Origin of the sequence: Microvirga sesbaniae, assembly GCF_025460805.1 — a bacterium.
In the GTDB taxonomy this organism is placed as follows: domain Bacteria; phylum Pseudomonadota; class Alphaproteobacteria; order Rhizobiales; family Beijerinckiaceae; genus Microvirga; species Microvirga sesbaniae.
Genome location: NZ_JAMXFJ010000010.1, coordinates 95,847 through 109,384 on the forward strand (window position 1 = coordinate 95,847; position 13,538 = coordinate 109,384).

Annotated in this window: 14 protein-coding genes; 7 read left to right on the forward strand and 7 right to left on the reverse strand. The window is 58.8% G+C overall.

Annotated elements, in window-relative coordinates:
• Nucleotides 1–152 precede the first annotated feature (152 nt).
• The 3 genes from OCW50_RS15500 to OCW50_RS15510 all read left to right on the forward strand — a co-directional run bounded on the left by OCW50_RS15500 (nucleotide 153) and on the right by OCW50_RS15510 (nucleotide 4,227).
• On the forward strand, nucleotides 153–2,099 hold the full coding sequence (locus tag OCW50_RS15500) for a TadE/TadG family type IV pilus assembly protein (protein ID WP_262267043.1): 1,947 nt from the start codon (nucleotides 153–155) through the stop codon (nucleotides 2,097–2,099).
• Between the two features lie 464 nt (nucleotides 2,100–2,563).
• Entirely contained in the window at nucleotides 2,564–3,505 is a 942-nt protein-coding gene (gene hchA / locus OCW50_RS15505) for a glyoxalase III HchA (RefSeq protein WP_262267044.1), read from the forward strand.
• Nucleotides 3,506–3,507: 2 nt separating this feature from the next.
• The gene (locus tag OCW50_RS15510) at nucleotides 3,508–4,227 is read left to right on the forward strand and encodes a PA1136 family autoinducer-binding transcriptional regulator (RefSeq protein WP_262267045.1); all 720 of its coding nucleotides are present in this window, start codon (nucleotides 3,508–3,510) and stop codon (nucleotides 4,225–4,227) included.
• 134 nt (nucleotides 4,228–4,361) lie between these two features.
• Here the strand turns inward: OCW50_RS15510 and OCW50_RS15515 are convergent, their stop codons facing one another.
• The 3 genes from OCW50_RS15515 to OCW50_RS15525 are packed head-to-tail and all read right to left on the reverse strand — an operon-like array spanning nucleotide 4,362 to nucleotide 7,891.
• Nucleotides 4,362–6,551, reverse strand: coding sequence for a TadE/TadG family type IV pilus assembly protein (locus tag OCW50_RS15515; RefSeq protein WP_262298164.1), 2,190 nt, complete (start codon nucleotides 6,549–6,551; stop codon nucleotides 4,362–4,364).
• A 28-nt stretch (nucleotides 6,552–6,579) separates the two neighbouring features.
• Nucleotides 6,580–7,173 (reverse strand): TadE/TadG family type IV pilus assembly protein, encoded by a 594-nt coding sequence (locus tag OCW50_RS15520; RefSeq protein WP_262267047.1) that lies wholly within the window; start codon nucleotides 7,171–7,173, stop codon nucleotides 6,580–6,582.
• A 31-nt stretch (nucleotides 7,174–7,204) separates the two neighbouring features.
• Nucleotides 7,205–7,891: a pilus assembly protein N-terminal domain-containing protein gene (locus tag OCW50_RS15525; protein WP_262298165.1), complete on the reverse strand. Its 687-nt coding sequence runs from the start codon at nucleotides 7,889–7,891 to the stop codon at nucleotides 7,205–7,207.
• Between the two features lie 311 nt (nucleotides 7,892–8,202).
• Here OCW50_RS15525 and OCW50_RS15530 point away from each other — a divergent pair, with 311 nt between their 5' ends.
• Entirely contained in the window at nucleotides 8,203–8,415 is a 213-nt protein-coding gene (locus tag OCW50_RS15530; RefSeq protein WP_262267049.1) for a Flp family type IVb pilin, read from the forward strand.
• A 115-nt stretch (nucleotides 8,416–8,530) separates the two neighbouring features.
• Nucleotides 8,531–9,016, forward strand: a complete 486-nt coding sequence (locus OCW50_RS15535; RefSeq protein WP_262267050.1) for an A24 family peptidase — start codon at nucleotides 8,531–8,533, stop codon at nucleotides 9,014–9,016.
• Nucleotides 9,017–9,144: 128 nt separating this feature from the next.
• Here the strand turns inward: OCW50_RS15535 and OCW50_RS15540 are convergent, their stop codons facing one another.
• The 3 genes from OCW50_RS15540 to OCW50_RS15550 all read right to left on the reverse strand — a co-directional run bounded on the left by OCW50_RS15540 (nucleotide 9,145) and on the right by OCW50_RS15550 (nucleotide 11,951).
• The gene (locus OCW50_RS15540; RefSeq protein WP_262298166.1) at nucleotides 9,145–9,951 is read right to left on the reverse strand and encodes a hypothetical protein; all 807 of its coding nucleotides are present in this window, start codon (nucleotides 9,949–9,951) and stop codon (nucleotides 9,145–9,147) included.
• Nucleotides 9,951–10,952: a hypothetical protein gene (locus tag OCW50_RS15545; RefSeq protein WP_262298167.1), complete on the reverse strand. Its 1,002-nt coding sequence runs from the start codon at nucleotides 10,950–10,952 to the stop codon at nucleotides 9,951–9,953. The genes OCW50_RS15540 and OCW50_RS15545 overlap by 1 nt, the downstream gene beginning before the upstream one ends.
• A 450-nt stretch (nucleotides 10,953–11,402) precedes the next feature.
• Complete coding sequence (locus tag OCW50_RS15550) at nucleotides 11,403–11,951, reverse strand: PH domain-containing protein (protein ID WP_262298168.1); 549 nt, start codon at nucleotides 11,949–11,951, stop codon at nucleotides 11,403–11,405.
• Between the two features lie 138 nt (nucleotides 11,952–12,089).
• Between OCW50_RS15550 and OCW50_RS15555 the strand changes: the two genes are divergently transcribed.
• Both OCW50_RS15555 and OCW50_RS15560 read left to right on the forward strand, forming a co-directional pair.
• Entirely contained in the window at nucleotides 12,090–12,476 is a 387-nt protein-coding gene (locus OCW50_RS15555) for a hypothetical protein (protein ID WP_262267054.1), read from the forward strand.
• Nucleotides 12,477–12,511: 35 nt separating this feature from the next.
• Nucleotides 12,512–12,745 (forward strand): hypothetical protein, encoded by a 234-nt coding sequence (locus OCW50_RS15560; protein ID WP_262267055.1) that lies wholly within the window; start codon nucleotides 12,512–12,514, stop codon nucleotides 12,743–12,745.
• An 11-nt stretch (nucleotides 12,746–12,756) separates the two neighbouring features.
• Here the strand turns inward: OCW50_RS15560 and OCW50_RS15565 are convergent, their stop codons facing one another.
• Entirely contained in the window at nucleotides 12,757–13,533 is a 777-nt protein-coding gene (locus OCW50_RS15565) for a hypothetical protein (protein WP_262267056.1), read from the reverse strand.
• Nucleotides 13,534–13,538: the final 5 nt, after the last annotated feature.

The following is a 13,538-nucleotide window of genomic DNA, read 5'->3' on the forward strand; positions in this document are numbered from 1 at the left end:
CCGCGGTTCTAGAGGGGCTTAAAGCCCCTCTTTCCGCAATAGAGTGGCCAAATAGCGTTTCATAATTCGTTAAACTTGGCCTATAATCCCATCGAACAAATCGCTGGCGAGTGACCTGGCCGGCTCTGACCTCCCAATGACTAGGACAAGCCATGGATATCCGCCGCCTTTCAGCGGGGTCGGGAGCTCGCGCGATCCGATCCTTCGCTAACGACACCCGGGGCAATGTCGCTCTGCTTTTTGCCCTCACTCTTCCCGTCCTCATCCCGGCGGCTGGAGTCGCCTACGACTATTCTCGTATTTCCGCCCTTCACAACGATCTGCAGGGGTCGGTTGACTCGATCAGCCAGACGATGACCCAGCGGATCAATGCCTGCCTAGACACCATCCGTACCGACAACGGTGCTGGCGGTTACACCCTCGACAACGGATGCCTCAACGCGGGCCAGTACGGAGCTGATCGCCGTGCATTCGACCCGCAGTCGGAGGCCGAGAAGCTCCTTGCCTCGAATTTCAGCCAGAAAGGCTTCGACCCAGCTAGTCCCCCCAAGGTTGTGGGATCGGTCGAGATCGACAAGTATACGGGCCGCTACGTGGTCAACGCCCAGGTCGGGTACAAGTGCGTGTTCATGTCACTCCTCAAGAAGGATTGCACGGTTTCGGCCTCATCTTCTGCCGTGACTTCGAACGCCTTCGCCCAGGCCGACCAGCTGACCCTCACAGGTCCTGCGACCGTCGAAATCTGGGCTGGGCAGACCTCGCCTGGACTACCGTTCAATTTGCAAGCGGCCAAAGGCTGGCCCGGCTATACCTATAGCGTGGGTGCGAACATGCCGGCGGGCCTAGGGGTGAACCCCACCACGGGTCAGGTGAGTGGGCAGGCCCAGGCCATTGGTTGCACTTCGCCGTGCAACGCTCAGACCCTCCCGCCCACCACCTTCGGTGTCACGGACAGTGGCGATCCTGCTCGGGGCGGCATCAACAAGCAGACGGCGTATCACAATGTCGTCTTCACGCTGATCCACCCTCTCAGCCTCTCTTATACCGGCGACAACTTTCAGACGATCGTTGCCTCCGGCCAGTATACGTACACCAAGACACCCGTTCGCTCGGGCGGAAAGGGGCCTTACACCTATTCCTGCTCTGGGCTTCCTGCGGGTCATCCCAACAACCCGTTCACGTGCGACGCCTCCACTGGCGTGATCAAGGGTCAGCCTCTTCTTACGGCCGGGCAACAGGCGATCGGCGGGACCATCACGGTGACGGTTCGTGACGGCCGGGGCCTGACCGCGACCACTCAGCTTCCCTACAACTTCAGTCTGCCGGCTCTGTCGGGGCGGGCACTTAAGGTGATTAAGGGCGAACTCCAGGACGACATCAACGTGACCGGAGCCTTCGAAGGGACCGGTGGTTGGGGAACCCTACGAGCCTACTGCTCGGGCCTGCCTGCAGGTCTTGCATGCGCCGGAACAGGCACAGACAGTCGCTTTGACGGCACCGTTTATGGACGCCCGTCAGATAAAAACAGGATGTCTGGATCGTTCAACGTCACGATCGTCGACGACACCGAGCGTACGGTTACCTTCCCGGTGTCGTTTTCGTTCAGCCCGAATGACAAGGTCTCGCGCTACGACTGCGGGAATGAGAAATGGATCGCCTGGGTAGACGTCATCTACAATTCAGTGCACTGCAAGTACGGCTGTGGCTACCAGCGTCGGGTTTACGTTTCATGTGGATCTCAGACGGACCTCAACATCATGGGCGCTGGTCCCTATAACGAGGACGTTGGTCCTTATGGCAAAGCGTTAAAGTCGCGGTACATCTCCAAGGCACAAATGGACGACGCGCGCCAGTTTGCCCGGTCGGAGATGTGTGAGTTCGTCGACTATCACCGCGACGTCTTGTGGGGGGGGCGCCAAGGCTCATTCTGCGGCAGCGTCCAGCTCAATGATGTCTCGAGCATCGCAGAGTTCAACAATAGCGCTCCTCCTCCCCCCGCGCCGCCCTACTGCGCACATTGGAAGCGGGACAATGGGTGGGGTATGACACGTGCCCAGGGCGTACAATGTTTCGACGGAAATGGTAATCCCACGAGCTAAGTGACAAGCGAAGGGACACGCAACAGAGGGGAGGTCTTCGGACCTCCCCTTTTTTATTCGGATAGATCACCCATGGCTCTCGATCATCATGAGCATCAAAGATCCTCTCCGATAATCCTCCGGCGCCGGTCCCAGTTCCACCCTTTGACTTATTCCTGAACCTCAGTCCTCAACCTGCCAGCCGTCTATTCCATATAACGAAGGCATTCAGGAATCCGAGTGCATGAGGCCAGCAAGAGAATCTTAAAGCTAAAGCCCAACCATCCAACTCGGTCCGCATGGCCACCCAATATGCGGGGTGCACCGGCGCCCTCCAAAACCGATATGTTATCTCGGCCGCTAACGGGAATGAACCAGAATAAGGGCTGGTCTGAGCAGCTGTCGGCAATTGCTCCGGAAGCGCTTATAATGGAGTCTCGAACATGCCGAGAGCCTCTCATTAAGCCGGCTCCGACCCTGATCCGATGATTGAGGGAAATCCCGCATTTCTTCTCGCGTTGGGATGCCTATCCTCACGGTTGAAAGGAGACATAAGCATGAGCATCCTACCACTGAGCAAAGAGCCCCAGCCCGACCAGGCCGAGTTCAACGCTTTCTTCCCCTCGAAGTTTTCGCTGAAGCAGTTCACCAGTTCCAAGAGCGATCTGGACGGCGCCACCTATCCGCAGCCCTACCGTGGCACGCGCCGTATCCTCGTGATCGGCACCGACGAGCGCTACGTGAAGATGGAGAACGGTACCCTATTCTCGACCGGAAACCACCCAATCGAGACGCTCGTGCCGATGTACCACCTGCACGCAGCTGGATTTGAGTTCGACATCGCCACCGTGTCCGGCAACCCGGTCAAATTCGAGTTCTGGGCGATGCCCGACGAAGACGAGGCGATCACCGGTCTTCATCGAGCCTATCTCGAGCAATTCCATAAGCCACTAAAGCTGTCGGATGTCGTCGCCGGACTTGGTCCGGACAGCGACTATGTCGCCATCTTCATCCCCGGTGGCCACGGCCCGCTTGCCGGCCTGCCGTTCAGCGAGGATGTTGCGGCGGTGATCCGCTGGGCCTTCAACACCGATCGGCACATCATCTCAATTTGTCATGGTCCCGCGGCTTTCCTCGCCTGCGCGCGGGAGGGGGACACCGGCAACTTCCCCTTCGGAGGCTATACGATCACGGCGTTTCCGGATTCAACCGATCGCGAGACGCCGGAGATCGGCTACATGCCGGGCCAGCTCACTTGGCATTTCGGCGAGAAGCTGAAGGCGCTCGGTGTCACCATCGCCAATACTGAACCGGACAAGTCGACGCACAAGGACCGGAAGGTGCTAACAGGCGCGAGCCCGTTTGCCGCTAACGAACTCGGTAAACTTGCGGCCGAAACGCTGCTCGCCGAGGTCACGGAGGGCTGACCATGAGCCAGGCGGCGCTTGGTCGAGTGGTAACGACAATCGCCGCAATCGAGCGGAGCGCGGACATGTCCACGCTCCGCCACGCGGTCCGGGCTTTCGCTGGCCCGCTCGGCTACGATCGCTTCGTTCTTTATGCCGCTCCGCCGCCGGGCGACGGCATCGTCGAGCGGCTTCTGTGGCTGGAGGGCGATTGGTTCGGCGGAGGGGACGAGGTCGACCCCGAAACCTACTTGGCGCGATGTCCCGTCAACAGGCACGTGCTGGAGACCGATCATCCGTTCTTCTGGACGAAAACCAGACGGGCGGGTCACGAAACCTATCGGATTGTGCGGCAGCCTCATGGTCCAGGCATCCATGGGCTTCAGGTGCCGGTATTCGGTCATGTCGGGCTTGTTGGCGCGGCAAGCTTCGGGGGAATGTCGATCGATAGTTCAACTGATGCACGACTGGCTCTCACGCTCATCGCCACGGCCGCCTTTCGGACGGCATTATCGCTAAGCAATTCGAATACATCCCCATCCTCACCAAGCCTGTCCGCCCGTGAGTTGGAGGTAATTCGGTGGGTCGCCTCCGGTCGGCGCCAGTCCGATATCGCGACACTCCTAGGCCTGTCCGAGCGTACGATCGAGAACCATCTGCGCCGCGTCCGTAAGCGTCTGGGCGCGGCCAGCACGGCGCAGGCCGTGCACATTCTGGTGCGCGCGGGCGAACTCGAAGCGTAAGATTTGGCTCGGACTGGGCTGAGTCGTGGCCGGAGTATTCGGATACGCTCGAATGAAAACGGCGGCACCATCACTGGCGCCGCCGCACAGGAGAGTTCAGGTAGATTTGGGTCTACCGCCCGAACCCTGCGGGTTTAGCCGCATCGCCCAGGTCTACACGGCTCTGGTGTTGTTGGTGCCATGTTCGGCCAGGCGACAGTGAACGTCTTCGACAACCCTCTGGAATCACGTACTGTAATAGTGAAGTTGTGTGCAGCAAGGTTATCGGAATACACAAATGTTTGTGTACTCGCACTGCCTCCAGTGGCCGAATGATTGCTAGTGATATTGGTTATCGTAACGGCCTCCGAGAAGATGATCCGAAGTGACTCCCCAGCTGCACCGGTGCTGACGATCGTCACGGTCGACGCCGCTGGCGTGAAATTGTAGGAGATCGGCTGCGAGCTCGCCTGTCCGGCCGAGTCGTAGATCGTCACCCAGATCGTTCCCGATCCTGCTGCTGACGGCCTACCTGTCACCCATGCTGTGCTCCCATCCCAGCCCAAGCTCATGCCAGCCGGGATGCCCGACGCTGACGGCGACTTACCACCCCAGCCTCCACTCGAGTACACGTAACGGGTATAGCTCGTCGTGCAGCAGACAGCGGTGCCAAAGTTTCCATTGGTCGACGTGTAGAGCGGCGGCGGATTGTAGGTGAACCACATCCCAACCGAGACACGCTGCCCAGCATCATCACGGATGACCACGGTAATCGGTCCGCTGCCCGGATACGGAGCCGTGCCGTGAATGGCCCACTGCCAGTAGCCGACCAGTTGAGGGTAAATCCCAGCCGGCCCGGAAACGCTCTCGACGGTCAGATTGCCCCAACCACCCGATGCGGCGACATCGCCTCGGACGTACGAGCCCGCCTGACCAGCTTGGTTGCTCACCAGCCATGCATTCAAGGCCGGCGGCTTTACGTTCCAGTACATCTGGAAGGTGAAGGTCTGGTTGTACGAGTCTCTGAACGTGATCGTCCCCCAACCCTCGCCCAACTGCTGCGGAACGCCGTTGACGCTTCCGTCATAAGGGGTTGCCGCGCTGCCAGGACCGCAACCCACACCGGCCGGGAAGCCAGAGCAGGTGACCGTGATAGTGCCCCAGCCGCCACGTGCGTGGATCCCCATCGCGCCATAGGAGTTGCCCGTACCGTAGAAAGAGCCATCACCCCATCCACTAAGCGCCGGCGGCTTAATATCGTAGACGAAGGCGTCATCCGTCACGACCGTCCCACGGGCATCACGCACTGTGATCGAAACCTGATCGTAGACACCAGGAATCTGCGGGGTGCCCTCGACAATCCCGGTTGACGCGTTGATCGCCAGGCCCGGAGGCGCGTTCGCCATCGAGTATGTGTAGCCCGGCTTTCCGCCCTGCCGCTGCGGGGCGGGGCTCCTGAAGTATGTTCCCACAGTTCCGACGGCACTGGGTACCGTCAGGCGCAGGGTGTGAATGAGATAAATCTGGAATGTCTTCTGGGAACTGGTGTTTGCGCTCCCTGCCCACAGGTCACTACTGGAGTCCTCGGCCTCAATCGTGACATTGAGCGTTTCGGGATCGCAGGCGCCAGTGGTGCATGTCTCCGTGATCGCGCCCGACACATCCGCATCAGCGCTGTTCGGAGTAAAGTTAAGACCCGGAGGCAGGGTCGATTTCAAACGGATCTGGTATGCCGGAATCCCATCTTCCGCCCGCACCGTGAAGCTGTTGAACTCTCCTACTGCGAACTCAGTGACCGCGGGGCCGACAAGCCGTACAACTCCGGACGCGCACGTGACGCCTGGGTTCTTATGAACTGTGACACCTGCCGACGTGGCACCCAGGCTAAACACCGATGGGACGATACCGCCCGAGTCTGAAGCGCCTGGGGTGGCCGCGGCAACGCTGTTCACCACACCCCAGAAGCCAGTATTGAAGGAGTAGCGAGCCGATGCCTTCACGGTGACGAGGTTATCCACGTCGGGTGCGCTTTCCGAATACTGGATCATCTGCGTCTGGCCGTCGACAGACTGGGGCGCCAAGAACTGGCCCATTAGATCCTTGGCACCGCCGGAGGTGTGGAAGTTGCGGACAAACGCGCGATAGCTGCAGTAGTCCCTTGGGTAAGGAACCAAGTTGTTGACCGCATAAGCGGCTGTCTGAAGCTTTTTGCTCAGTGAGGCGAGTGTCGAGACATAAGATCCACCCAAGTAGATGAAGAGCATCACTGGCAGGATCAGCGCGAACTCTACGGCCACCGACGCCGTGTCTGATTTCAGAATTCTACGGAGAGCACGAATGGGCATCGGGAAACTCTTGAGACCGCCGTGAGGCTTAATGGATGGCGTTGTTGTATTCAGTGAGAGCCCGCATGCGGAACGCAGACGCGGCCATCACGACACGCTTTCCTGAGTCCGTTGAAACACCCGGGCCGACCCACGCCAGGTTCGGCACTTCGAGCGCCGCGCGAAGCATCACGATTTTTCCAGGAGTTGCGCCTGACTGATCGGTGAATGCCCCTCCGTTCACGTTTCCATTTGTGACAAGGGACGGCATAGCGTCGGTCCCGTCTCCCTTCAGTACCCTTAGGTCGAGGAAGAGAGCGCCGGCCTTGCACTTTGCTTCACCGACCAAAACGAAAGGGGTTTGCTCACACAGACGGTCCTTGAGACAGGACTGGTTGTAGGGAGAGGCAGCTCCAGGAGCCAGCCCACACAAGGGGCGCCCCTCATACATAAGCTGAGCCACCTTCTCTAAGCCCTTATCCAGCGTAGCGCTCGTCCAGTAGAGCAAGCCTATGTAGATCAGGCCGAGGATAGACATGAAGAATGGAAGGGCGATCAACGCGAACTCGACCGCAACAGACCCACCTGTTTCTCGAATCATACGGGACGATCTCAGCGATCTCGCCAAGCTTTTCATGGTCATGCCTGCTCCTGCTCGCGACGGCTGTCGGTGATCATTGCGCCTCAGCGGAGACCCCTTCCATCTTGGGCGCGGGCCGCGCGGGGATGACCTCCATCCCGTCATTGCTTCGGCCTGGACGCGGGCTCGACCCAGAGGGTTTTGCCGGCGGGGAGGAAGCCGGAGCCGAAGGGGCAACGGCGGGAGCGGAGGCTGCGACTTGGGCAATCGGGCTCGGAGCCGAGCCTGCCGAGGATTGCGCCGCCTGCTGAGCGTTGCTCGTCAAGGTGCTGATCTGGCTGCTGACCCCGGAGAAGGACCGCTCATCGTCTCCGATGACTGCGATCGGCTGGCACCTTGGATCACACGACACTGTCACCTTATTCGACGTTCCGGATTGGACGCTCACTAGCGATTTGCGATCGTCACCGACGATGAGGTCGGTCTGAGCGATAATCTCGCTATGCTCATTGAGAATGATCAGATTGGTCTCACCAAAGCTCCTCCCGGTCACCACAGCCAGGCCGGACTTGTCGAAATTCACGTGGGCAACGGATGGGTTACCGATCACGACCGTCCGCATACCCTCAGGCATCTTCACCAGAACCGCCCGGTCCATCGAGGCCCGCAGGGTTGGCCCCAGTGCAGGAACCGCGAGACGGTCCTGGGCCTGAGCCGCCCCGACTGAAACGCAAATCAAAAGTGTGCTGGCGATGATTCGAGTATTCGCGAGAATTCTCATCAATTGGTGCCTTTTGCTCAATGAGGACTGTGGAGGGATCGCCGCGTTCAAGCAGCGATCAGGCTAAAGTCCTTCTACACGACGAAATATAAGGGGGAAAGGGGAGCCGTAAGGCGGAAATCCGAAATGAAACGCTAATCTTTCTTGCGCGGGATTCGGTGCAGGATTAAAACGAATGGTGAGCCGGTCACAGAAGCCAAGAGCAAGCGCTGCGGCGTGACGGCGGCCAACCCAACTATCCCCAGCAGGGAATGATTCCCGTCGATAGCGGGTAATGACTCCCCAAAACATCAACAGGACGTCGTAGAACCATGAAGAACATCATCTCGCGCACCGCCGCTGCCACGAAGCGTCTCGTAAAGGACGAAGATGGCTCCGCCATCATGGAGTATGGCCTTCTCGCAGGCCTCATTGCTGTCGTGGCCATCGGTGCGGTCACCACCATGGGCTCGCAGCTCAAGACCGTATTCACCAACATCGGCACCGCTCTGACCACGGCCACCGGCAACATGAAGGCTAGCTAATCGAGCCTCGTTGCGGATGAAGGCCTATAGGTAGCCTTCTGCCTTGGATGCAAAAACCCGGTCTTTGAACAAAGGGCCGGGTTTTCTTTACCCTAAAGGTTTCAGGACCATCGATATGCTACAGAACATGCAGGTCGGCACCTTTGTTATCCTGATGTGTGCCGCAATCTTCACCGATGTTCACCGCATGAAGATTCCAAATATCCTGGTGGGGCTTTGCCTCGCCGGGTTCTTTGTTTTCGCAATTCTGAATGGAATGGCCCTGAAGGACATCCTCCTGCACGTAGCGGCCGGGTTCATTATTCTGCTTGTCGCAACCATCCCGTACAGCTTCCGAGCCATGGGGGCCGGGGACGTCAAACTAATCGCCGCTGTTGCGCTGTGGTTTGGCCTCGGCGAGGAACTGATTACGTTCGGGATCCTGTTCTCATTCTACGGAGGCCTTCTGGCACTTGCGATCCTGAGCTACCGCCACATGCCCCTGCCAGCGTTGGTGAAAAGCTGGAACTGGGCGGCCAACCTCTACAATCCTTCCAAAGGCGTCCCCTATGGAGTGGCGATTGCAGCAGCGGCGATCACGTTGCGCACAGCAGTTCTTTGATTCGAGAACGGATCTGGCTCGCCAACCAGACTGAGACGTTCCGCTCCCGCATCACGGTGTAGGTTTAGACCCTACCAAATCCCCAAATCCAAAGAAGAAGGGCGGCCCATAACTTGGAGCCGCCCTTTTCAGTTTCCGCTGGTAGCTGCGTCGATCATTTCCTGAGGTATTCCTAGAGGCTTCCCTTCCATCGACATCAATCGCTCCTGTGGAGTCGGCGGATGTTGCTCGGAGATCCTTTTGAGCTCACCAGGCAGAAGCCTTGTTCTGACCTTGTAGTGCTCGCTGGCATACATCAGTGCCCGTGCCACAAACCCGTGCCAGCGTTGGTCGAGGGCATAGGTTCCCTTCTCCCGGTCCACCACCACATCACAGCCTGCAACGGCGGAAACGGGCTTCTCGATAGGTCCCAGCTTGAATCCATCGAGCGCATCAGCGACCGGGGCAGGGACGACAAAGACCAAGTGCGGGTCGGCCAAGGCGCTCCGGTATGCAGGATCCTTACGGCAGGCCGAAATTCCTTGCTTGAAGCAGGGCATTGTTGCGGCCAGCTCTTCCTCCCCCACGATCCGCACCACCTTGAGGATTGCGGCATCCTCGGTAGCCGCCTCAATCACCGGCCTGCATTCAAGTGGCTGACCGACACGCCCCTGCCGGCTGTCGATCTGACACCCACATGCCATGTCCTTTAGATGGCCCTTCACATCCTTCCGCTTTGTGATCCGATCCATGATTGAGAGAGAGACCTTCAGCGGGTCAGAGGCAGTCCGAGAGACACCCTTCCACTCGCTGCGGGACGGCGCCACCTGAGCATAGGAGGGTCCCGCGGCCGCAAAAGCAAGGACGAGTAGTCCGATCCTGGGGCCGGGCCTTATCCCTGCTGACCCTTTGGCTCTCGGCATACGGTGTTTCGAGGTCGCCGGCATAATGTTCATCACGAGTTAGCTTCCGAACTGCCGTCACCAGAGTCGATCTCGGGGAAAAGCAAACGGTAGACCCTCAGGTTGTCGCGAGCCTCCTGGATCCTGACCTCGAGATCGCCCAGAGCCTCCATGCGCGAAGCCAACGCCGATCCGTCGAACCCACCAGGGCGGATTAGGGCCTCGCCACGACCGACATAAAGGTTGTCGACCTTAATCCTGGCCGTGAGTTCCGGAGCCATCGGGGCCAGCTTCGGATCGGACAATGCAGGCACTCGGGTAAGGTCAACCTCCATCACGGTCTGCACGGCTGGAGCGAGCGCAATGGGTGGCTCATGCTTGACCCGCCCATAGGCCACGACTTCGCCCTTTCGGTTCACCAGGTCCACGGACACCTCAACTCCCGTCATGGGAACGTCGAGAACGTTGAAGATTGAGAATCCGATGTAGGGCTTGCTCTTGGCCGTTTCTGACCAGAAATAGCGGGTGCGGGCCAATGATACCTTTCCGAGGAGGTTCCGCCGGCGCTCTTCGTCAAATTGCTGGCTGCTGACGTCCCGGCGCTCCCGCCGACGGTATTCGCGTATCCAGTCGAGTTGCTCCTTGAGAGCGCGGGAGTCCTGGGCAACGTACACCGAGACGATGGCAGCAGGGCTCATTTGGTCGAACTTGCCCACTCCGCCTTTGAGGATCGCGTCCAGGTAGGCAGGAGTGCCGAATGATGGCTCGGTTCCACGATCGGACACGAGACGCAGCCCTTCCTTGCCATTGAACTCGTCCGGCGGGGCCTCAAACGAGACCGGGTTAGCTGCCCGATACAAAGCCTTGAGAAAGGCCTGAGCCCGCCCGCGACCGTCCTTATCCTGGGACGCGAGATCCTGAGCGACCTCGTTAACACTCTTCGAAAGCTCCTCGTGATTTGTCCCGGTAATACCCGGATCGCCGCACCCCGACAGTATCGCCGATGCGAGGCAAACTGCTAAAATCCGAACTGCACTTCTTGATTTGCGAATCATAAGTGTAGACCACTTTCTAATGCGTCTCTTCTTTAAGGGCTGTATCATGCGTATACCCACCAGTCATCGCACACTAATTCGCGCTGCCGGTTTTTCGGTTGTCGCCACCGCACTTGCTCTTGGGGGATGCCAGACCCAATCGGTCTCGCTTCCATCAAATGAGCCGCTTGTCACCACAAGTCCGAAAGTTGGAAATATCGGGCAAAGCCAACTGCCGGCGATCGCAGCGGCCACGGGTAAACGCGAAATCGATGTGGCGAGTAATTCGAATTCTTGGGTGTTGCGCCGTCTGAATGCCGATAAGCAACAGAGCCCCACGGGCGCCCAGGCAGCTCCGGCCGTTAACCCAGCGCCAAAGCCGAAAGCCGCTCCTGCGCCCGCCTCCTCGACCCGCAGCAAGGGGCTCCGTGACGTCTCCCTCGCCGAGATCCCCCTCTTGGATCCGACCCACTACGACCCGAAGCGGCTACGATAACGAGAGGGAGCTTCCCTCCTCGAATCCAATTCTCCGCGCAATCCCATTACCAGGTTCACAGCCTCCCGCGCATTTCCGAGCGACTTCATCCTGATATTCACGACGCCGCTCGTATCGAGCGCGATGTCACCATACCCCATCATCCGACCATCAATGGACTGGTTAAGCTCCGCGCCAATGATCTCTCTCAGTGAGGCAGATTGTGCGTAGCGGCGGATGAAGCCCGAGCGCGCTACCACACGGTCCGGATAGATGATGAACTGGGTGGTATGCCAACGAACATAGACAAGCAGGACTGCTATCACCCCGGCTGCCACACATCCTGTGTAGATCAACGTCCATGTCGCCGGGCTGAGAAGGCGCCAAGGCTGCGTAAGTGCCTGAGCATAGGCAGCTGCGATTACCGAGACACCCCCCACCACCAGCGGACTAATGAAGACAACCTTGGACAGTCTAAAGACCCTCAGAGGCCTGCTTTTGTCGTGGAACTCCTCCGACATCCCTTCGTGGAGATCGGCATCCATGCGGCTTTGCATCAGTGACATCTTTCTCAGTGCGGCTCTGAAAGTTTTGCAAATCGACAGAACGATTGATCGTTCACGCCGAATTTAAGGTGTATTATACCGCTTGCTAAATCGGGAACAATATTGAGATTCAACGTCATGAAGCGCCTGCAGAAACGCAAATCAAACTCGCTCTCCCCGCTGATCGGGGCCAGTTTAATCGTGCTGTCCATTGTGAACCCAGTTCACGCCGTCGAAGGTTCAGGCCGCTTTGGGACAGGGCCGAGGATCGCGCAAGCAGCAGCCGCGGGAGAGCCGCAGGCGCGAGCTCAGTCAAGGACTGCGGACGCATCCCTGTGTCAGGATACCCTTGGCCTTTACCTGGACGTCTCTACCAGGAAATTTGAATCCAAGGTCGCTGCCGAAGTTCTTCTGGAGACGATCGCCCGTCATGAGTCCTTGGCCAGGCTCATTGCAATGGCGACGGCAGCTGGCTGTGAACTGAGACCTTTTCTTGAAGAAGAGGTCAGGCGCAGCAGGCACTGACCACGAACCATCAGATCCCGCAAAGGATAATTCCAATGAAGAAGCTTTTAACTCTGACAGTGGTTGTGCTCGGAACAGCCACTTTGTCGGCTTGCGCAGACCGCACGCAACTTCCGAACTATGCCCTCTACGTGCAAGCTGGGCCATACGTTGACTACTGCTGGATGTACTACGATACGCCGGAAGATTGTTTGAAGCCGACGGTAGCAAAAAAACAGCCGGTGAAGAACACCGGCCGTCGTGACAAGGTTCTGGTTCGCAAATACTGAAGCAGGCCGGACTAAGCGTTGCGCCCGCTCAGGAACCGCGACAAGAGCGATACCTTCGCCTCTTGCCGCGGTTCTTCTGTTTCCGCTGTACGTACCTCGAGCTTGTAGATCACGCCAATCGGCGCCCGTTCATGCACAACTTCGTAGATCGGGATCGGCGGCTGGGCACGGAACGCGGACTTTGGTTTGGCAGCAACCGGCTCCGGCGGCACCACCGCCTTCTTAGCTCTGGGCTTATGCGGGCGCTCCGGAGCGGCAGGCACGGAGGATACTGGCTCTACCTTCGGACCTGCTCCGTCACCTTCATCCTCGAAGATGTTGTGCTGCAGCCGGTAACCGGACGCGATTCCGGTATCCACCTTCTCATCCCGATACCTGTCCGAGTATCTTTTGGCGGCAGCCGTCACATCCCTCCCTAAGTCGGCGGCAGTGAACGCCCGAACAATAAGCCCGCAGGCAAACCTTGGTGTCATCCAGTTACCGAGCCGGATTACATGCTGAGCCTCGGGCTTGCGAACCTTCCCTCGGCTGATCCGAAAGTCGGCTTCGTCGGCCGAGACCCTCGCGACGCCCATCATCTCAGAGCGCCACATCAGAGCCGTCTCAACAGCAACCCCGAAGTGGCCGAAGGGAAGAATGGTGAGGCGCGAGAGCGCCCCTCCCTGTCGATGGACCTCGATCGTCAGGGAAAGATCTGATCCGCTCTTCTTCACGTAATAGGACGCACCGGCCGCCTGGTCCCGGCACATGGCGACGTCGGCTTGAGCATCAAGAACCCAGTCCTGCATGGCTG

What these genes read in the sequence shown, in the direction of transcription:
- OCW50_RS15560 (WP_262267055.1), top strand. Translation starts at nt 12,512, where the DNA reads ATGAAGAAGCTTTTAACTCTGACAGTGGTTGTGCTCGGAACAGCCACT.
- OCW50_RS15535 (WP_262267050.1), top strand. Translation starts at nt 8,531, where the DNA reads ATGCTACAGAACATGCAGGTCGGCACCTTTGTTATCCTGATGTGTGCC.
- OCW50_RS15515 (WP_262298164.1), bottom strand. Translation starts at nt 6,551, where the DNA reads ATGCCCATTCGTGCTCTCCGTAGAATTCTGAAATCAGACACGGCGTCG.
- OCW50_RS15565 (WP_262267056.1), bottom strand. Translation starts at nt 13,533, where the DNA reads ATGCAGGACTGGGTTCTTGATGCTCAAGCCGACGTCGCCATGTGCCGG.
- OCW50_RS15550 (WP_262298168.1), bottom strand. Translation starts at nt 11,951, where the DNA reads ATGGATGCCGATCTCCACGAAGGGATGTCGGAGGAGTTCCACGACAAA.
- OCW50_RS15500 (WP_262267043.1), top strand. Translation starts at nt 153, where the DNA reads ATGGATATCCGCCGCCTTTCAGCGGGGTCGGGAGCTCGCGCGATCCGA.
- OCW50_RS15525 (WP_262298165.1), bottom strand. Translation starts at nt 7,891, where the DNA reads ATGAGAATTCTCGCGAATACTCGAATCATCGCCAGCACACTTTTGATT.
- OCW50_RS15530 (WP_262267049.1), top strand. Translation starts at nt 8,203, where the DNA reads ATGAAGAACATCATCTCGCGCACCGCCGCTGCCACGAAGCGTCTCGTA.
- OCW50_RS15545 (WP_262298167.1), bottom strand. Translation starts at nt 10,952, where the DNA reads ATGATTCGCAAATCAAGAAGTGCAGTTCGGATTTTAGCAGTTTGCCTC.
- OCW50_RS15555 (WP_262267054.1), top strand. Translation starts at nt 12,090, where the DNA reads ATGAAGCGCCTGCAGAAACGCAAATCAAACTCGCTCTCCCCGCTGATC.
- OCW50_RS15540 (WP_262298166.1), bottom strand. Translation starts at nt 9,951, where the DNA reads ATGAACATTATGCCGGCGACCTCGAAACACCGTATGCCGAGAGCCAAA.
- OCW50_RS15520 (WP_262267047.1), bottom strand. Translation starts at nt 7,173, where the DNA reads ATGACCATGAAAAGCTTGGCGAGATCGCTGAGATCGTCCCGTATGATT.
- OCW50_RS15510 (WP_262267045.1), top strand. Translation starts at nt 3,508, where the DNA reads ATGAGCCAGGCGGCGCTTGGTCGAGTGGTAACGACAATCGCCGCAATC.
- hchA (WP_262267044.1), top strand. Translation starts at nt 2,564, where the DNA reads ATGATTGAGGGAAATCCCGCATTTCTTCTCGCGTTGGGATGCCTATCC.